General features: G+C 51.6%; 18 protein-coding genes. All 18 read left to right on the forward strand.

Features of this window, described 5'->3' with window-relative positions:
* Positions 1–20 precede the first annotated feature (20 nt).
* The 18 genes from JNUCC31_RS20115 to JNUCC31_RS20200 all read left to right on the forward strand — a co-directional run bounded on the left by JNUCC31_RS20115 (position 21) and on the right by JNUCC31_RS20200 (position 19,828).
* Entirely contained in the window at positions 21–992 is a 972-nt protein-coding gene (locus JNUCC31_RS20115) for an ABC transporter permease (RefSeq protein ID WP_192263880.1), read from the forward strand.
* 14 nt (positions 993–1,006) lie between these two features.
* Positions 1,007–1,876, forward strand: a complete 870-nt coding sequence (locus JNUCC31_RS20120) for a carbohydrate ABC transporter permease (protein ID WP_192263881.1) — start codon at positions 1,007–1,009, stop codon at positions 1,874–1,876.
* A gap of 62 nt (positions 1,877–1,938) precedes the next feature.
* Complete coding sequence (locus tag JNUCC31_RS20125) at positions 1,939–3,588, forward strand: type 2 periplasmic-binding domain-containing protein (RefSeq protein WP_192263894.1); 1,650 nt, start codon at positions 1,939–1,941, stop codon at positions 3,586–3,588.
* Positions 3,589–3,951: 363 nt separating this feature from the next.
* A complete protein-coding gene (locus JNUCC31_RS20130) occupies positions 3,952–4,497 on the forward strand; it encodes a helix-turn-helix domain-containing protein (protein WP_062320999.1) in 546 nt (181 codons plus the stop codon).
* Positions 4,498–4,512: 15 nt separating this feature from the next.
* Positions 4,513–6,027, forward strand: a complete 1,515-nt coding sequence (locus JNUCC31_RS20135; RefSeq protein WP_192263897.1) for a response regulator — start codon at positions 4,513–4,515, stop codon at positions 6,025–6,027.
* A 34-nt stretch (positions 6,028–6,061) separates the two neighbouring features.
* Positions 6,062–7,867 carry a cache domain-containing sensor histidine kinase gene (locus JNUCC31_RS20140; protein WP_192263900.1) on the forward strand — a complete coding sequence of 602 codons (1,806 nt, stop codon included), beginning with the start codon at positions 6,062–6,064 and terminating at the stop codon, positions 7,865–7,867.
* 99 nt (positions 7,868–7,966) lie between these two features.
* Complete coding sequence (locus JNUCC31_RS20145; protein WP_192263903.1) at positions 7,967–9,337, forward strand: ABC transporter substrate-binding protein; 1,371 nt, start codon at positions 7,967–7,969, stop codon at positions 9,335–9,337.
* 101 nt (positions 9,338–9,438) lie between these two features.
* A complete protein-coding gene (locus JNUCC31_RS20150) occupies positions 9,439–10,305 on the forward strand; it encodes a carbohydrate ABC transporter permease (RefSeq protein ID WP_062320991.1) in 867 nt (288 codons plus the stop codon).
* Positions 10,306–10,311: 6 nt separating this feature from the next.
* A complete protein-coding gene (locus JNUCC31_RS20155) occupies positions 10,312–11,142 on the forward strand; it encodes a carbohydrate ABC transporter permease (protein ID WP_192263905.1) in 831 nt (276 codons plus the stop codon).
* Positions 11,143–11,260: 118 nt separating this feature from the next.
* Positions 11,261–12,331, forward strand: coding sequence for a M24 family metallopeptidase (locus tag JNUCC31_RS20160; protein WP_192263907.1), 1,071 nt, complete (start codon positions 11,261–11,263; stop codon positions 12,329–12,331).
* 23 nt (positions 12,332–12,354) lie between these two features.
* Entirely contained in the window at positions 12,355–13,551 is a 1,197-nt protein-coding gene (locus JNUCC31_RS20165) for an NAD(P)/FAD-dependent oxidoreductase (protein WP_192263909.1), read from the forward strand.
* The gene (locus JNUCC31_RS20170) at positions 13,548–14,549 is read left to right on the forward strand and encodes a proline racemase family protein (protein ID WP_192263911.1); all 1,002 of its coding nucleotides are present in this window, start codon (positions 13,548–13,550) and stop codon (positions 14,547–14,549) included. The genes JNUCC31_RS20165 and JNUCC31_RS20170 overlap by 4 nt, the downstream gene beginning before the upstream one ends.
* A 24-nt stretch (positions 14,550–14,573) precedes the next feature.
* The gene (locus tag JNUCC31_RS20175) at positions 14,574–15,596 is read left to right on the forward strand and encodes a proline racemase family protein (RefSeq protein ID WP_192263914.1); all 1,023 of its coding nucleotides are present in this window, start codon (positions 14,574–14,576) and stop codon (positions 15,594–15,596) included.
* A gap of 48 nt (positions 15,597–15,644) precedes the next feature.
* Positions 15,645–16,532 carry a dihydrodipicolinate synthase family protein gene (locus tag JNUCC31_RS20180; protein WP_192263916.1) on the forward strand — a complete coding sequence of 296 codons (888 nt, stop codon included), beginning with the start codon at positions 15,645–15,647 and terminating at the stop codon, positions 16,530–16,532.
* 51 nt (positions 16,533–16,583) lie between these two features.
* The gene (locus tag JNUCC31_RS20185; protein WP_192263919.1) at positions 16,584–18,023 is read left to right on the forward strand and encodes an aldehyde dehydrogenase family protein; all 1,440 of its coding nucleotides are present in this window, start codon (positions 16,584–16,586) and stop codon (positions 18,021–18,023) included.
* Positions 18,024–18,033: 10 nt separating this feature from the next.
* A complete protein-coding gene (locus JNUCC31_RS20190; RefSeq protein WP_192263922.1) occupies positions 18,034–18,306 on the forward strand; it encodes a (2Fe-2S)-binding protein in 273 nt (90 codons plus the stop codon).
* Positions 18,306–18,638, forward strand: a complete 333-nt coding sequence (locus JNUCC31_RS20195; RefSeq protein WP_192263924.1) for a (2Fe-2S)-binding protein — start codon at positions 18,306–18,308, stop codon at positions 18,636–18,638. The genes JNUCC31_RS20190 and JNUCC31_RS20195 overlap by 1 nt, the downstream gene beginning before the upstream one ends.
* Complete coding sequence (locus JNUCC31_RS20200; protein WP_192263926.1) at positions 18,635–19,828, forward strand: NAD(P)/FAD-dependent oxidoreductase; 1,194 nt, start codon at positions 18,635–18,637, stop codon at positions 19,826–19,828. Before JNUCC31_RS20195 ends, JNUCC31_RS20200 begins: the two co-directional genes overlap by 4 nt.
* The last annotated feature ends 3 nt before the right edge of the window (positions 19,829–19,831 follow it).

Here is a 19,831-nt window from a genome sequence, read left to right on the forward strand (position 1 = left end):
AGCAGAGAGGAGTGGTGAACATGAAGGGAGAACTGGCCGTCAGGCCGCCAGGGCTGGAACCGCCTGACAATGAAGTAAGGCAGAGAATTCGGCAGCAGCGGCTTCGCCGTTTCAAAACCAATATTCCGTTAATATTGATGTTTCTGCCGGTGATCCTTTTTTATCTTACCTTTCGTTATGCACCGATCGGAGGGCTGGTCATCGCCTTCAAGGATTACAACTTCTATGACGGACTCTGGAACAGTCCATGGGTGGGCTTGGATCATTTTCATACTCTGTTTAGCGATCCGCGCACGGTAGAGATTATTCGTAATACCCTGTTCCTCAGTTTGCTTAGCATTATCGTGGGTTTTCCCATTCCAATTATTCTGGCGATTATGCTGAATGAAGTTCGAAACATGGCCTTTAAGCGGACCGTGCAGACCGTGGTGTATATGCCCCACTTCTTCTCATGGGTCATCATTGCGATGATGATTATGACCGTATTTTCACTGGAGAACGGAATTGTGAACCGATGGGTGGAAGCCTGGACGGGAGAACCGTATCCGTTTATGTACAACAAAGGCTCTTGGATTGCTGTGTTTGTCGGGTCAGGCATCTGGAAGGACATGGGCTTTAACGCCATTATTTTTCTGGCGGCACTGACGACCATCGACCCAAGCCAGTATGAAGCTGCACAGATGGATGGGGCGAGCAAGCTGCGGCAGATCTGGCACGTCACCCTTCCGGGCATCCGCTCCACCATTATTTTGCTGCTTATTCTGTCGATGGGGCGCGTAATGGAAGTAGGATTCGACCAGGTGTATATGCTTCAGAACTCCAATGTGAACGAGATAGCCGATGTAATCAGTACGTATATTTATCGCGCAGGCCTTCAGGGAGCACAGTTCAGCCTGACGACGGCCATGGGATTATTTGAATCGCTGGTCGCATTCATTCTCATATACTGTGCCAACTATATCGCGCGTCGATTTAACGAAGGTTTGTGGTAGGAAGGGGGAGCAGCGTGAGAAGAACTCGCGGAGAACAAGTCTTTTATATGATCAATTATGTATTGTTAACATTGGTCGCCATCAGCTGCATCCTGCCTCTCCTGAATATTGTGGCCTTGTCATTAAGTGATGCGAGAGCCGTAGTATCCGGTAAAGTGGGGCTATGGCCGGTCGACTTCACCTGGTTTTCCTATCATAGTTTATTGACCGGGACGCCGATCCTGAATGCGTTCTGGAACAGTGTAGAGATTACATTAATCGGCACAGGGCTCAGTATGGCTGTTACGATTATGGCAGCGTATCCGCTGTCGCGCAGGCATTTTTATCACCGCAGATTTTTTACGATGGCGATGGTGTTCACGATGATTTTCAATGGTGGATTGATTCCGACCTATCTGGTGGTGCAGAACCTTGGACTGGTGAACAGCTATGGTGCACTCTGGCTGCCGGGTCTGGTGAGTACGTACAACATGCTGATCATGAGATCCTATTTCGAAAATCTGCCGGGGGAAGTGGACGAAGCTGCACGCATCGATGGCTGCGGAGAACTCGGTCTTTTGTTCCGAATCGTGCTGCCGCTCTCCAAACCACTGCTGGCGACCATTGCTCTGTTCTACGGTGTAGGGTACTGGAATTCATTCATGAGTGTGATGATTTATATCAACGATACCTCCAAATACAACATGACCGTGCTGGTTCAGAATATGATCATGTCCAATCTGAATGTGCAGGATTTTACCGATCCAACCATGATTTCGAACCTGACGCCAGAGGGCATCCGGGCAGCGGCCGTGATCGTAATGGTCATTCCCATTTTGGCAGTATATCCGTTCTTGCAGAAATACTTTGTTAAAGGAGTTATGCTGGGTTCCATCAAAGGGTAGTGTAGGCTGCAATCCATTCGCTTGTTTCGTTTCATATTATATAAGAAAGTGGGTCTGATCTTATGGTGATGTCCATCAAGGCATGGGTGAAGTCCGGTCTCGTTCTGGGCCTGATCGGCGGAATACTGGCGGGATGTTCGGGAGAAGGCGAAAGTGAGCAGGCCGAAGGTGAAAGCGGGCGCGGCAACATAACGTCGACGATCTATGATCGGGGCTCCGTGCCAAGCGGCATGGGCACGATTGAGGATAACATGTGGTCCAAGTGGATCAATGAGAATGGCCCGGCCAACGTCAAATATACCGCGGTTCCCCGCTGGGAATCCCAATCCAAATTAAACGTGTTGTTTGCTTCAGGCAGTGCACCGGATGTTATTTTTGAATTTGGGACGCCTATTCGTAATACGTTATTTAATCAAAAACAGTTGATGCCGCTGGATGACCTGATTGCGAATTCCAGTGTGGAGTATAAAGCGCTGATGGAGAAGTATCCACAGTTAAAGAAGGCTGGGATCAAGAGTGATGGAAAGTTATACGAAGTTGGCCGGATGAATGAGGTATTTCCGCTGACCAGTTTTTTCATTCGTGCAGATTGGCTGGAGAAGCTGAATCTGGAGGTGCCGACGAACGAAGCAGAGATGCTGGCGGTCGCCAAGGCATTCACGGAGAATGACCCGGATGGGAACGGTGCAAACGATACATATGGGATCGGAGGTTTGCAATTTGGGGACACTGCTGGATTGTTCCGCTACATGTACAATGCCAATTGGGTTAACGTGGAGGACGGGGAGATCGTGGTTGGCCCTAATCATATGAAGGAAGCGACGGCGTTTAAGCGGGCATTGTTTGAGGCTGGGGTAGTAGACAAGGATTTTCTGACCGACAAGGATGGAGCGAAGTCCAAGCAGGATTTCCTGAACGGTAAAATAGGCATGTATGCCGCCATGACGTCCGATTATACCGGATTTGCGGCCAAGGAACTGGACACCCTTATGCAAAATGTACCTGATGCCAAACTGAAGGTCATTGCCCTGCCTTCCACATCGGTGGGTCAATATACCATGGTATGGAATAACCCGGTACAGATGACAGCTGTTGTGAATGCCCGTGCCAAAAATCCGGAAGCCGTTATTCAATATATCGATTTCCTCACCAAAACAGAATCAGGTCGAACGTTCAAAAACGGATTTGAAGGCACACACTATACATTGAACGAACAGGGCTGCCCGCGCATATCTGACCAGGAAAAGTACAAACAGGAAATTAGCTGGGCCGGAGATTACGCGATGCTGTACAGTCGCCTGGAAGAGGGGAAATGCGGATACACCGAAATGCTGTTCAGTGAGGAGATCCCGTCTCAGAAGGAAGGACTTCGTCTCTTCAAGGAAGCGCGGGAAGTATACATGAACGATCTTCCGGTGGGCGAGGGCGTTACCCATTCGGAACATATGCCCCAGCTGCCTAAAGAGCTTCAGGTGAAGCTTACCAATGTGACGACAGCCATTAATGATATTTTCACACGTTCCATTATTAGCGGCAGTAAGTACACGGTTGAGCAGGCTGCTGCAGAAGCGGAGCAAAAGTGGGAGCAGGGTGGTGGCCCGGAGATCGAAGCGTGGTACAAAGACTGGTGGAGCAAGGAAAAGGACAATGTCCTTATATGGGACGACTTCTATGAAATCTATGAACAGCAGCAGGCTGACTTTAAGAAGTAGAGTGACTTAAGTGACGTTCCAACACGGTGTGAAAATCATTGTCATAGATAGAGAATTAAAGGGGTGGTCTCAAAAGCTCTAAAAAACATATCGATTGGGAGCAATAACACTGATATGTTCAAACGGGACGAAGCAGAGGTCTATTCTGTTTCGTCTCGTTTGCGTTTTTCCGTGATCGTGGCTTTCTTGAGTAGATTGTGGGCAAGGCCAAGCCACCCGACCTCCAAGATTTTGACATAATTGATATCACAGCTATGTTAAGTTGTCTAGGTCTGTTTGTTAAAATTTATTGACAATTTGGATTTGATGTTGTTTCATATGATTAAACTATGTTGAATGACGCTTAGTTAGGAGATCAATGGAATGGAACTGGGAAGCAAAATCCGAAAGCTTCGAAAGGAACAAAACCGTAGTCAAGATGACATCGCAAAGGTTTGCGGATTTACCAAAAGCTTGTTGTCCAAAATCGAAAACGGGAAGACGGTTCCTCCCATCGGTACGCTGATCAAGATTGCCGAAACGCTTGGAACCAAAATTTCCATTTTGCTGGACGATAACGATTTTAACGGAACGGTGTACACGCCAAAAGCCAGGAGCATGGAAAAAATGGTCCAGACGGATCGAGGGTATCTGTTTTCCGCCATAGCGGCCGAACGGCCGGAAAAACTGATGCAGCCGTTTTACTTTGTTGCACAGAAAGGCAAAACGGGCAAAAGAACGATTTCACATGTCGGGCAGGAATTTATCTATGTCCTCGAAGGCACAATGATTTATTACGTAGGGAAGGAAGAGTACACTTTAAATGCCGGTGACAGCTTGTATTTCGATTCGGTGGAAAACCATAAATATATGCTGGTGACCGATGAAGTCAAGTATTTGTCGGTATTCTGCTCCGACACGAATGGTTAGGAGAGGGGATGAAATATGTTAAACATTTTGGTTGTGGATGACGAACCGAAGCACAGAAGAGGACTGTCCCGAATGCTGAACGCTCTGAAACCGGAGTATAACATTTTTCATGCCAGAGATGGGGAGGAGGCTTTGCAAAATTTGAATGTTCATCCGATGGATCTGGTGTTCACGGACATTCAGATGCCGGTTATGGACGGCCTGGAATTAATGGAACAATTGACCCGCCGCGGAGGAAATGAAAGCGTTATCATACTAAGTGCTTATTCGGATTTTGTTTATGCCCAGCGTGCGCTCCAGTTAGGCGCCAGCGATTATTTGCTAAAGCCGGTGGAAGAACAGAACATCCTGCCGCTGCTTGCAAAAGCGGAGCGTAAAGCCAGCACTGCGCGTCTTGCATGCATAGAATCCGCACTTTCCGAACTGTTGGAAGGATGTCCATCCAATCAAGATTATCGATTATTGGAGAGCGCATTCCCGGAATTTAAGCAAGGGATCGTTCTGACCGCTGTTTTTGGCATGGCGAAGGACCATCCATTTCTGCTCAGCAGCCTCCAAGACCGGCTGCTCAAGATGATGGAGAAATCTGGATTCTCCTGCGCTTTTTGTATGAAGGAACAAATGCTCACCGCCTTGATTATGAACTCCGAGTCCTCCTCCATGGTGACTGCCGGCTTTGAAGACAAGATGCAAGAGGTCATTCAACACTTCCTACGGGCATACGGGGCGGAATTAACGCTTGGCCTTGGACGTTATTTTGCCGAATGGCAAGAAGCCAGGCAAGCTTACCAGCAGGCGTGCCATGCGCTCAAAGCCAGGTTTTATAAAGGAGGAGGGGTGCTGTATGGAGCCGAGCAGATGAATAATGGAGACCGGCCTGCCGTCGTGAAGCTTGAAGTAAACGGGCTGACCCGAGCGGTCCTGTCCGGAAACAAGCCGGAAATTGAAGCCTGTCTGGATTCGGCTGTTTGCCAGGATTCCGGGAACGGCTTTCCTGAGCCGGAGAAATTGAAATACGTTCTCGCCGCCTCGATCGATCAAGTCATATCCCTTTTAATGGAAAAAGGGCTTGCGCCCTTACATAGCAGGGTCTATGAGGAAGCTTTGCTTCACTGTCATACCGTTGATGAACTGAAAGAGGCGGCCCGGGAGTGGATCTTCGAGCTGACGGATCGTCTGGATCAACGGCGGCAGTGCAAAGCCGAGTCCATTATCGACAGCTGCAAAGCCTATATTGATACGCACTATGGCGATGGTGATTTGTCACTGAGCACGCTGGCAACGAAATTTCATTTTAATCCCTCGTATTTTTGCATGTTGTTCAAAACGCATTCCCACATGACCGTCCATCAGTACATCGCCCATACCAGAATGAAGGCGGCTGCTGGCCTGCTGCTGCAGACCTCCCAGAAGGTTTACCAAATTGCCGAGAGCGTAGGATATAAAGACGCAAAATACTTCATTCGTCTGTTTCGCAAGGAGTTTGGCACAAGCCCCGAAGAATATCGCCATTTATCCGCTACTCTCTAAAAGGAAGGGATGTCATTTGAGAGGACGTTGTTTATTGCCGCGTTTTAAGGATCTCAGCTACAGGTTCAAGCTTTTCCTGACCTATGCGCTCATCGTTTCGCTCCCCCTCAGTATCCTGAGCTGGATGTATTTTCATTCAAGCCGGGAATTTGTCTCCGAATTTGCCAGGCAAAATCTGTACTCCATCGTAAAGCAAAATAATGAAATCATGGACGCCGAGCTCGCACAGGTGGAAGAAAGCAGCCTGGCCATCATCGCGGATCAAACGTTGTATGAGCAGTATCTGCATGCAAACCCTGCAGATGAATACAGTATGATCTCGATGGAGAAAAAGGTTAGCCGGACGTTAAACACGTATTTTACGGATTTGGGGCAGATATATTCCATACATCTCATTACCAGTTATTCCAATATTGGCCCAACGGGCGCCTCCGCATTTATTCCGTATAGTAATTTCAACCAAACAGCATTGTACCGGGCTGCTTTACAGGGGGAAGGGGCTATGGAGTGGGTGCCGACCTTCTCGTTTGATCAGATGTTTAAGCAGGATATCCGCCGCTCCAAGCCCCCCGAATATGTTCGCCTGCTGGCGGGTGCCCGCTTGTTGAAGCTGTTCAATATCAATAACGGCGAAGTCGTCGAACTGCAGGGCAAGGCCGAGCTTCCCGTGCTGGCCGTTGTTTATCGGCCGGAAATCTATCATTCCCGCTTCGCCAACACGCTCCCTTCTGCCGGAGCTTCTTTTTTTGTGGTCAGTCCGGCCGGACAGCCTGTGGCGGGCACGTCCATGGAGCATGAAATGGCAGGCATCGATCTCGCTTGGCTGGATGAAATGACGGAGATGAAAAGTGGCACTTTGACGGTGACGCAGGATGGAAAGCCGCTCATCGTTTGTTTTGATACGTCTAAGGTGACGGGATGGATCTCGGGTGTCACCATCTCGCCAGAAGCGATGGTGGCGGCTTTTTTGCCAGAGATCAAATCTTATACCTTCTATTTGGCCATTATTCTCCTGTTTATTTCGCTCCTGCTCGCGTATGTTTTTGCCAATTCCATTACCAGGCCCATTCATCAGCTACTCCAGGCAATCAAAAAAACGAGCGAAGGTGAATTCGACACGCGAATACCCGTAGAATCCTACAACGAAATGGGGCTGTTAATCCACAAATTTAATCAAATGAATGTCAAAATCAACAATTTGATTGAAGAGAATTACAAAGTCAAGCTGCGGGAAAAAGAAACAAAGATCATGTCGCTGAACATTCAATTGAATCCCCACTTTATGTACAACACGCTGAATATCATGAATTGGACGGCACTTGAAAACGACCAAAAAGAGTTGAGCCGCATGATTGTCAGCTTGTCCTCCATGTTGCAGTACACCTCCGAGAACAGCCAGGACATCGGCGATTTGGCCCAGGACCTGAACTGGCTGAAACATTATATTTACATTACCAATCAGCGTTTCGAAGATCGGTTTACCGTCAACTATTGCCTTGCCCCTGAACTGTATGCATACCAAGTTCCCAAGCTGTTCCTGCAACCGTTTATCGAAAACGCGATCGTTCACGCATTTTCCCGTTTGCACAGCGGGGGAAGGATCACCATCCGGGGATGGATGGCCGACGGTGAGCGTTTTTTTACGGTGGAGGATAACGGCACGGGGATCGCTCCAGACAAATTAGAAGAGCTTGCAAAACTTGAAGGCGAGTCGATCGGTATCCGGAATGTGGACAAAAGAATCAAACTCATCTATGGAGACGGCTATGGCGTCACTCTGACTTCAGTTGAAGGACAGGGCACAACGGTAACAATCAACCTTCCTGTATCAAACGTGTGAAAATAATCCACCAATACAAATATGTTGGAATTTTATTCGGAACGGCTTTTTTTTACAATAAATATACAAACCATCAGCCAATGAATGGAGGTTTCGTAGATGAACAAAGCCAAACGTGTCGCAGGAGTGGTTTTATCGTCTGTTCTGACGATCAGCTTGTTGCTGACGGGATGCTCGGACAGCGGAGGAGGTCCCGAAGCCCAAGGTGGCAAGAACGGCCAAAAGGAGCCGGTCACGCTTAAATTTTCCTTCTGGGGAGACACCATTGAAAAGAAAACGGTTACAGAAGCGCTTGAGCGCTTTGAGCAGGAGACCGGCATCCAGGTAGAGCCGATGCATGTTCCAGCGGATTATTTGACCAAAATGACAACGATGGTCGCAGGGAACGTTGCGCCGGATCTCGGTTATTTGTCATCGGGGGCCGCTCTGAGCTGGGGACGTGACGGGAAACTGCTAAACCTCACACCGTTTATGGAGAACGACCCTGATTTTAAAAAGGAAGATTATCTGGACCAGATTTGGTATGAAATCGAACCTGGCAACATCATCGCGATGAGTACCGCCGTCGAAGGTTATGGTCTTATGTACAACAAGGATTTGCTGCTGGAAGCTGGGGTCGAGCTGCCTCCAACGGATGCGAACAAAGCATGGGATTGGGATACGTTTGTGGAGTACGCTAAAAAATTAACGCTGGACGATCAAGGAAGAAATGCGTTGGATCCGAATTTTAACCCGGATAAAATCAGACAGTTTGGCCTTCAGTACGATCCGTATAACATGATGGCGGCGGTAGTCTCCAATGGTGGCAACTTCCTGACCGAAGACGGCACAGGCTTCGGGCTTGCCCGGCCGGAAGCGATCGAAGCGATTCAAAAGCTTGCAGATCTGATGTATGTGCATCATGTTTCCCCTACTCCGCTGCAGACCAAAAACATGCCTGACACGGCGCTTCAGACCAAAAAAGTCGCGATGACGGTATCCGGCAACTGGGCGCTTCAAGCCTTTGCGGAACAGGATTTTAATCTTGGCGTCGGGGTCCTGCCAAAGCTGAAGGAAAGCAACACGCTGCTGGACGGCGCGCCAACGGTCATTTTCAAATCAACCAAACATCCTGAAGAAGCTTGGCTGCTGTACAAATATATGACGGACCCTGAATCGGTGCTGCCGCTGATTGAGGGCGGATTATGGATGCCGCTGAAGAAAGAGTGGTACACGAATCCCGAGCTGATCAACAAATGGGCAGCAGGGAACAAAGCGCATCCGGAAGGCTACACGGAAGCCTTTATGAAACAAACCATTGAAAACGGATTCCGCACTCCCGGCTTTGAAGTGAAGAATCTGGACAAGATCAACGCGCTCGTCACGCCCGCACTCGATTTGGTGTGGACGGGCAAACAAAAAGCGGAAGAGGCACTAAAAGGCGTGGAGCCCAAAGTATTGCCGCTTATTGAGGGATATTACGGAAGGTGATCCTTTTCCGGCGGCAGCAGCAAACCGCGTTCTGTTCATGACTTGAAGGATATTCATTGAAGATAGGGGGGATTCATATTCAACATAAACGCCGAATCGCAATGGCGGGCATTCTGTTTGCCCTACCCAGCATTTTGGGACTGATGTTGTTTGTCATGCTGCCGATGCTTGCCAGTTTGCTGCTCAGCTTTACGGATTACCGGATTGTCAACACGCCTAAATTTATTGGACTCGCCAATTATATTCGGCTCTTTGATGGAACGGACCCCTATTTCTACAACTCGTTATGGGTCACCTTGAAATACGTGATTCTCCGTGTTCCGCTGGGCCTTGTGTTCTCTTTTATGGCTGCGTTTTTGCTGAACATGCAATTCATTCGCGGCAAATCCGTCTTTCGCACGATCTTTTACTTGCCGTCTATTGTACCTGCTGTCGCCTCTTCCATGATCTGGCTCTGGTTGTTCAGTCCCGATCTGGGACTGTTCAACAGCTTTCTTGAAGCGTTGAATCTGCCCACGCTCAACTGGCTGTATTCCGAACAAACGGTGGTGCCTTCGATTGTGCTGATGAGTCTTTGGGGGATGGGTAGCACGATCATCATCTTCCTGGCGGGCTTGCAAGGGGTGCCGCGATCCTTGTATGAGGCGGCCACTGTGGATGGTGCCGGCGCCCTCCGGAAATTCCAGCATATTACGATTCCGATGATGACGCCAATTATTTTCTTTAATTTGATCATGGGGTCAATCGGAGCCTTTCAGGTGTTTACTGAGGCGCTGATTATGACGCAGGGAGGTCCAAATAACGCCAGCCTGTTTTATAACTACTATATTTACCGGCAGGCCTTTCAGTTTGGCGAAATGGGGCAAGCCTCCGCCATTGCGTGGATTCTTTTTATCATCATCCTTTTGGTTACGGTTATATTCTTCCGCACATCGAAGTCCTGGGTATTCTATGAAAGCGAGGTGTAGCTCCCTGTGAAGAAAAGCCGCCGTATTCAGCAAATTATCGTGTATTTGTTCCTCATTGGGGGAGCTGCCTTTTGTTTACTCCCGCTGTTTTGGCTGGTACGCAGTTCGATGATGAATTCGCTGCAAATTTTTGAGATGCCTCCGAAGTGGATTCCTTCGCCGTTTCGGCTGCAAAACTATGTGGAGGCACTGACCACCATCGACTTTTTCCAGTTTTTCCGCAACACCTTATTCATTACCGTCAGCTGTCTGTTTGGAGCACTCTTTAGCAGCTCGATTGGAGCCTACAGCTACGCCAGGCTGGAATGGCCGGGAAGGCGGCTCTTCTTCGGCTTGCTGCTGGCCAGCATGATGCTTCCCAGCGCCGTCACCTTGATTCCCACTTTTATCGGCTGGAGGTTTGCCGATCTGATCAATACGTATTTCCCGCTGATTCTGCCGGTATGGTTGGGATCTGCCTTCGATATCTTTTTGCTCCGGCAGTTTTATTCCACGATACCGAAAGACATGGATGAAGCCGCATATGTGGATGGGGCAGGGCCGTGGACCATTTTCACCCGGATCATCATTCCTTTGTCCAAACCGCCCCTCATCGTGATTGGATTGTTTTCCTTTATGAATTCCTGGAACGACTTCATGGGACCGCTGGTGTACTTGAATGAGGAGAGAAAGTTCACGCTGGCATTAGGCCTGCAGATGTTCCAGTCGCTTCACAGTGCGCAGTGGCACCTTCTGATGGCGGCCTCGACCGTGGTCATTTTACCGGTCATCGTCGTTTTTTTCATAGGCCAGCGTTATTTTATCGAAGGGATTACGTTGACCGGAATGAAAGGGTAACTCGGGTGTGGGCATACCTATAATTCAACATTATTGAATATAATTCAATTCAGTTTCGTAACATGCTGTAAAGGCAGAAATTTCGGCTTTGTCACAATACGGAGGGAGCGTAAAAAATATGGAAGCTCAGCGACTCAGCAAGGTAAGGGAAGTGATCGAGCAGCAGGAAATGGATGCACTGTTGATTTCCAGTCCGTTTAACCGGAGATATGTTACCGGCTTTACGGGAACTGCCGGTTGGGCTGTAATTACTCAGGATCAAGCGTGGCTAGTGACCGATTTTCGTTATGTCAGCCAAGCGGGGCAGCAAGCCAAGGAATTTGAAGTGGTGCAGCATGGGGGCCAGCCGCTTGAGCTGATCCGCGAAAAACTGGGCGCCGCCGGCGTCAAGAAAATGGGATTTGAAAAACATCATGTTCCCTTTGCCGACTATGAAACGTACGAGCGCACGTTTGCCGGCATCGAACTAGCGCCAATTGGGGACGCCATCGAAAAGCTGCGAGGCATTAAAGATGAGAGGGAGCAGCACTGTATTCGGAAAGCAATCGAAATTACGGAAAAGGCCTTTGCGTTTATTCTGGGTGTAATGAAGCCTGGCGTTACCGAAAGGGAGGTGGCGGCGGAGCTGGAATATTTCATGCGCAAAAACGGCGCGGTGTCGTCGGCGTATCCGATCATCGTCGCTTCCGGCGCGCGCTCGGCACTTCCGCACGGATTAGCCAGCGACAAGCCACTCGGAATGAATGAATTCGTGACCATGGATTTTGGCGCGAATTACGAAGGATACTGTTCCGATTTGACGCGCACGGTTTTTATCGGCAAACCGACCGAACGCCATCGGGAGATTTACCAGATCGTGATGGAAGCGAACCAATCCGTCCTGGAGGGGCTGAAACCGGGAATGACCGGGAAGGAGGGTGACTCGTTGGCCAGGGAATATATTACGGGCCGCGGGTATGGGGATTATTTCGGTCATGGTCTCGGCCACGCCTTCGGTTTGGAGATTCACGAGCCCATGCGGTTTTCCCAACAAACGGAGGATAAGCTGGAGCCCGGCATGATTATGACGGTTGAACCCGGCATTTACCTGCCTGATTTTGGGGGCGTCCGCATCGAAGACAATATTCTGGTTACCGATACGGGCATCGAGGTGCTGACAACATCGAATAAAGAACTGATTGTGCTGTAAGAGGGGAGGCAAGGGATCGATTCATGAATGCTGAATCTGCGGAGGTTGTTGTTATCGGCGGCGGGATTATCGGCATGTCCATCGCTTATTATGCGGCGAGGCAAGGTATGGATGTGGTTGTGGTGGAGCGGGGAGAACTCGCCGGAGGGACCTCTTCCAAATGCGACGGCAATATTCTTGCGATTGACAAGGATCCCGGCTTTGACAGCCAGATGTCCTTAAAATCGCAGGAACTGGTGGCGGAATGGGCCCGGGAGCTCGATGAGGAATTTGAGTATCGCGCCCCCGGAAGCATCCTTGTCTGCGAGACGGAAGAGGAGATGCTTGCCGCCGAAAACTGGGTTTTACGCCAGAGGGAGGCCGGCCTTCCGTTCCGCATGCTCGACCAAAAAGATCTGCGCAGCGAATGGCCAGCGCTGGCCGAAGATCTGCTCGGCGGCTTAGAGTGCGCAACGGATTCCACCGTAAATCCGTTGCTGCTCACCTATTCGCTGGCATCCGCCGCTCGCCGGTATGGAGCCAGGCTGCGGGTTCATACATCCGTTACGGCGATTATGCTTGATGCTCAGCGGAGAATCCGCGGGGTAGAGACCACTGGCGGTACGATTCATGCACAGACCGTCATCAATGCTGCCGGGGTATGGTCGAAGCATATTGGACAAATGGTCGGGCTGGATATTCCGATCGAACCCCGCAAAGGTCATATTCTGGTCGCTTCCCGCTCAGAGAGCATCGGGAAGCGGAAGGTGATGGAATTTGGTTACCTGATCAGCAAGTTTGGCGGAAAGCGGAGCGTGGACCCGAAATTTGAACAATACGGGATCGCGCTTGTATTCGAACCGACCGCATCGCAAAATTTCCTGATTGGATCGAGCCGCCAATTTGTGGGGATGGACGCTCGCGTGGACCAGGAGGTCATCCGGCTTATCGCCGAAAGGGCAATTCGCTTTTTCCCTGCCCTGGAACAGATTCCGCTGCTTCGAACCTACGCGGGATTGCGTCCCTGGACACCGGATCATCTGCCGATTGTATCTGCCGTTGATGAAATTCCCGGGTTCTACATCGCGGCCGGACACGAAGGTGATGGCATCAGCCTGGCCGCCGTTACGGGAAAAGTCATTAGCGAAATGCTGAACGGAGCGGAGACCTGTATTCCGGTTGATCCGCTGCGTTATGACCGTTTCCGCCACGAGGCGGGCCGACAGGAGGTAATCTTTTGAGAATATCCAAGCTGGTGAGCACAATCGACACGCACACGGGGGGGAACCCCACCCGGACCGTGACAAGCGGAGCACCCGAGCTGATCGGCCACACAATGGCCGAGAAGATGGTGTACATGTCCGAACATTACGACCATTTCCGCCGGGCTCTAATGCTGGAACCGCGGGGGCATGAAGTGATGTCCGGCTGCATTTTGACCCCCCCGTGCAACAAAAGTGCAGACATCGGGGTTGTCTTTATCGAAAGCGGTGGATATTTGCCGATGTGCGGACACGACACGATCGGCCTATGCACGGCACTGATCGAGGGAGGAATTTACCCCGGGAACAAAGACGTTATCCATTTGGATACGCCAGCAGGAATGGTTAAAGCAAAGCTTACAGTGGAGGACGGGAAGGTAAAGAAGGTTTCGTTCACCAACATCGCTTCTTTTTTATACCAATCGGATGTACGGGTTCGCGTTGAGGGTATTGGCGTCATTTCCGTTGATATTGCGTATGGTGGCAATTTTTACGGGCTTGTGGACGCGCGCCCGCTTCATCTGCCACTTGTTCCCGGACGGGGGGCGGAGATCGTGGAGCTGGCGATCAAGATCCGGGAGGCGATCAATCGCGAAATCGAGGTGGTACATCCCGAAATCTCCGTCATTCGCGGACTCACCCATATTGAGTTTTACAGTGATCCGGTCTCGCCGTCCGCCAACTGTCGGAATACGGTTGTCGTACCCCCTGGGGGCATTGACCGCTCTCCATGCGGCACGGGAACTTCTGCGAAAGTTGCCGTGCTTCACGCCAAAGGGGAGCTGCAAAAAGGGGAGGAGTTCGTGCATGAAAGCATCGTAGGCTCCTTGTTCCAGGCAAAAGTATTGGAAGAAACGACCGTGGGTGGTTTGGCAGCAGTCATCCCCGAAATATCCGGTTCAGCGTGGATTACGGGCTTTCATCAGTTTGTTTATAAGGAGCAGGATCCGTTGAGTCAGGGATTTTTCCTGCTCTAATGAATTTTACCGGAGGGCGGCATTATGGAAACAACGAAGTGGTATGCGGCGCTCGATACGCATTCCTGCGGTCAGCCGCTGCGGATCATCACCGGGGGGGTGCCTCAGATCAACGGCTCCTCTCAACATGCGAAGTCTTTATTTTTCAAAAGGCATTTCGATTCCGTCAGGAAGCTGCTGCTGGCTGAACCGCGAGGGCATCGTGAGATGACGGGAGCGATTGTGACGGCACCGACAACGGCAGAAGCGAGCTTTGGATTGTTATTCCTGAACCAGGAAGGCCTTTCGGCCATCAGCGGTCACGGAATCATCGCCGCCGTTGCGGCATGGGCGTCGACAGGGCAGCTATCTGCTTCGGACGCTGCCAACGGCGTTCTGATCGATTGCCCGGCCGGAACGGTCAAGGCATTTGCCGATTTCGATGGACATGAAGTCCGGTCAGTTTCTTTTTTGAATGTCCCAAGCTTCGTTTATGCCGAGCAGTTTGCGGTGAAGGTTCAAGGCATGGAGGTAAGGGTCGATGTCGCTTTTGGCGGTGAGTTTTATGCTGTGGTCGATATGTCAGCTTTGGGAGACGGGGATGTGTTCAACCTTCCGAAGCTGCGTGAATGGGGCAGACTGATCCGCGAGGAGATCGAACGGCGGCTTGAGGTGAAGCATCCGCATCTGGACTGGATATCCGGAATTCACGGCGTCTTTTTTTATCAAAGGGGAGATGCATCGTGCGATGACCGAAACCCGAACCGGCTCACATATCGCTGCACGGCTGCATTTGCCGGAGAGCAGCTTGACCGGTCGCCGGGAGGGGCTGGCACCTGCGCTCACATGGCGGTCCTGCATTCCTGCGGTTCGTTGAAGCCAGGGCAGCAGATCGTTTATGAAGGGATCACTGGCGCGCGAATCGTGGGAAGCATCGAAGGGGAAAAGGACATTTACGGGTATAGAGCTGTCATTCCTCGGCTCACCGGAACCGCTCACATCCTGGGCTTCATGAATTTCTTGCTCGATCCGTCAGACTCGCTGCCGGAAGGTTTTGTTCTGTACTGAATCGAGGTTGATATTGAAATGGATAACACTGAAGGGAGAAATGTCAATATGGCAACATTTGAAGGAGTTTATGTCGCACTTGTCACACCGTTTACAGCGGATTACGAGGTTGATTACAAACGTTTGGCGGAGCTTTGCGATGACCTTATCTCACAAGGTGTGAACGGTTTGATCCCGGCTGGATCATTAGGCGAATATGCGACTTTAACACAGGAGGAACGGGCCAAGGTTGTGGAGACGGTCATCGAAACCGCGGCAGGCCGAGTGCCTGTAATGGTCGGTTCCGCGGCACCTTCCACCAAGCAAGTGGCAGATTGGGTACGGCATGCCAAGGATGCGGGAGCTGCCGGCGTGATGGCACTGCCACCGATTAATTACAAGCCGCTTGAGTCTGAGGTCATTGCTCATTATGAAGCGGTCAATGAGGTCGGTTTGCCGATTATCGTTTACAACAACCCGCATGATTACAAAGTTGATTTGACTCCCCAGCTGCTTTCCAGGCTTTCCGAGCTTGAACATGTCGTGGCCGTGAAGGAATTCTCCGGGGACATCCGCCGCGTGCACGATATTTTGGCCCAAACCAATTTGGAAGTGATGATTGGCGTTGACGACTTAGCTATGGAAGGTGCGCTGTGCGGGGCAACGGGCTGGATTTCGGGCGTGCCAAATGCTCTGCCTAAGGAAGGAGTGGAGTTGTTCAATCTGGCGAGACAGGGCAAAGTTCGGGAGGCGTCTGTTCTATATCGCCATCTTCTCCCTTTGTTCCACTTTGATGCCAGTCCACAGCTTGTCCAGTCGATCAAATATATGATGGAACTGGCCGGATTCCCGGTAGGACCGACGCGTCCGCCTCGCCTGCCACTCCCGGCAGCCGACTATATCGCCATCAAAGAAGCATTTGAGTTTGCCGTGAAGCGCGAAATAAGCCAGCCATGAAGCCTTAACCAATAAAGCTGAATTATGAATCCTGCAAAAGGAGGAACGCAAATGAAAAACAGCCGCAACTGGATCGGGGGAGAATGGATAGAGCCGACAGCGGGAGAGTGCGCCGTAATCAACCCATCCAACACCAAGGAGCAGGTGGGGGTGTTGCATTTATCGGATTCATCACAAGTCATTCAGGCAGAGCAGGCGGCGCGTGAAGCTTACGGCCCCTGGTCTGGCTTGAGCGGCCCTGTCAGAGCCGGTCATTTGGAACGGATGGCGGATTTGCTTCAGTCAAAATCGGGTGACGTCGCTAACCTCGCAAGCATGGAGATGGGGAAGCCGATTGCGGAAATGCGCGGGGAAGTAAGCCGGGGAGTAAACCTGCTGCGTTATTACGCCGCCGAGGGACTCCGGGCGAACGGGGCGGTCATCCCTTCCAGCGAGCAGAATGTGCTGCAATTCACCAGGAAGGTTTCTCTCGGCGTGGCGGGCATCATTACGCCATGGAATTTCCCCGTTGCCATTCCGATCTGGAAAATAGCACCCGCGCTGATTTGCGGAAACACGGTCGTATGGAAACCGGCAGAGCTTGCATCGCTGACCGCGACCAGGCTGGCCGAACTGTTTGAAGAAGCTGGGCTTCCGCCAGGTGTCATCAATCTGGTTATCGGCAAGGGCAGCCAGATCGGTAAAGCGATGCTTGAGCAAACTCCTTTGGACGCCGTGAGTTTTACCGGCTCCACGTCCACAGGCCTTGGCATTGCCCAAATTTGCGCCAAGCGCAATATCAAATATCAGACCGAAATGGGCGGCAAAAATGCTGCTGTCGTATTAAACGACGCTGATCTCGAAACGGCTGTGCCGCTCATTGTCAGCGGTGCGTTTCGGTCGGCGGGCCAAAAATGTACGGCAACAAGCCGGATTATCGTTGAGTCGGGAATTTATGATTCGTTCATCAAGAAATTGTCGTATGCCTTGTCCAACATCAAGCTGGCTCCGGCACTTGACAGCGAGGCTTACCTTGGTCCCGTGGCTTCCGCAAGCCAGTACGAAACCGTGATGTCTTATGTGCATATGGCGAGCGAACAAGCGGATATTCTGGCGCAAGGTCCGCCGCTCTCCGGAGATCAGGATGGTTATTATATCCGGCCAATCGTGGCCGCTGGCGTAGGCGCAGGACACCCCTTGATCCAGGAGGAAATATTCGGACCCGTCGCCACGGTGCTGGAAGCAGCCGACTTTGAGGAGGCGGTGGCTTTGTGCAATCAATCGATTTATGGGCTGAGCGCTTCGCTGTTTACTCAAAATTTATCGCATGCCCACCGGTTCCTGGACGAGGCCCGGGCCGGAATGGTCCGTGTCAATCAGGAAACCGCGGGTGTTGAGTATCAATCCCCGTTCGGCGGTATGAAGCTGTCAAGCTCCCATACGCGCGAACAGGGCCAGGCTGCACTGGACTTCTTTACCGAGCTTAAGACGTGTGCTATTTCTTATCGATAGGAGGGTTCCCATGAAACGCTCTTCCATGATCATTTGCCGATGCGAAGAAGTAGCCCTCATTCAATTGGAGGCCGCATACGAGTCAGGATGCCATACTTCAAGGCAGCTAAAAATGAAAACACGTGCCGGTATGGGAGCCTGCCAGGGCAGGATATGCAGGCATCTCCTCGAAACCTGGGTGCATGCCAAAAATCCGGAGTCTGTCCGCGATCCGGAACTGCTGCCCCACCGTCCTCCGGTGCGGCCGGTGACCTTTGGCCAGCTGGCTAATGGTGAAGCGTAATGGAACGGATTACGAATCATCCGATTTTGGGTCCGCTGAAGAGGGGGAAGGAACCGGTCAGCTTTACGTTTGACGGCAGAACGCTGACCGGACTTCAGGGCGAACCGATTGCTGCGGCCTTGCTGGCCTCGGGGATTCGCAGACTGCGCAGGCATGAGGAGTCCGGCACCGCTCGCGGGCTGTATTGCGCCATCGGCCACTGTATGGAATGTCGGCTGAACGTGGAGGGGAGGGGGCAGGTGCGCTCCTGTCTTACCCCGCTCGAAGAGGGGATGCGCATTTCGGAAGGGCGGCAGCTTTCCAATGAAATTACGGGGAGGAAGCTGCCATGACGTCATTCGATCTGTTGATTGTTGGAGCCGGTCCGGCGGGATTATCAGCCGCCGCAGCGGCGGCCGAGCATGGCTTGAGTGTAGCTGTGCTGGATGAATTCCCGCAGCCGGGCGGGCGCATGCTTGGACAATTCCATGAGGAAAAAGGGAGATGGTGGGTTGGCAGGCAGGTTGCAGAACAGCTGATAGAAGAATGCAGCGTCAAGGGAGTGGATATCCGCTGCGGCGTTTCCGTTCACAGCATACTCCGAATTGAACAGCGCTGGGTCGTAAGAGTCGCGGGCGGATCGTTCACGGCAGCAAGGGTGCTGCTCGCCACCGGCGCTTCCGAAATTCCTCAGCCGATTCCGGGCTGGACGCTGCCAGGGGTTATGTCGATCGGTGCAGCCCAAGTGATGGCCAATGTGCACTATGTGAAGCCGGGACGCCGCGGGCTAATCATCGGCGTGAACGTGCTCGCGATGGCGATTGCCCGCGAACTGTCCGTTAGCGGGATTTCGCTCGCCGGGATCGTGCTGCCAGAACGAAATTCCGTATTCGGTAAGGAGGCCTTGCCTAAAGAAGCAGTGAAACGCCTGCTGGGCCTGGCTCATTTGGCACCGTCTCCGCTGATGAGAATCGGAGGAAAGCTGGGCGCGAGCTTTGGGTTGGCTGGCGCGGTATCCCGCTTTTATCCACGGGGCGGGCTTAAAATATGGGATATTCCTTTACGGCTCCGCACTTCCGCCATATCCATTAACGGCGTACATCACGTGGAATCCGTGACGCTGGCGGATGTAACCGGGAGAGGCGAAATTATTCCGGGCAGCGAGCGGGAGGAGAACGTCGATTTTGTGGCTCTTGCCGGCGGTTTATCCCCGCTAGCGGAATTGGCCGCGGTGGCTGGGTGCCCCCTGGTGTATGCAGAGGAACTGGGCGGTCATATTCCGCTGCACAACGAGGAAATGCAGACGCCAGTAGAGGGCCTGTACGTCGCCGGCAATATTACGGGAATCGAAAGCGCGCTGGTCGCTATGGCTCAAGGCAGTGTTGCGGCGGCTGCCATTTGCCGGGATGCTGGAGTGCTGGGGAAGGATCGGGAACCTCACCTGCTTGAAGCGATGGAGCATGTCCGCCGGATTCGCGCCGAAGCTTTGATCCAGTTTCATTCAGGCATTTCGGATGCCAGAGAGCAATTTTATAAGAAATGAAAT

This window comes from Paenibacillus sp. JNUCC-31, assembly GCF_014844075.1.
GTDB lineage: Bacteria > Bacillota > Bacilli > Paenibacillales > Paenibacillaceae > Paenibacillus.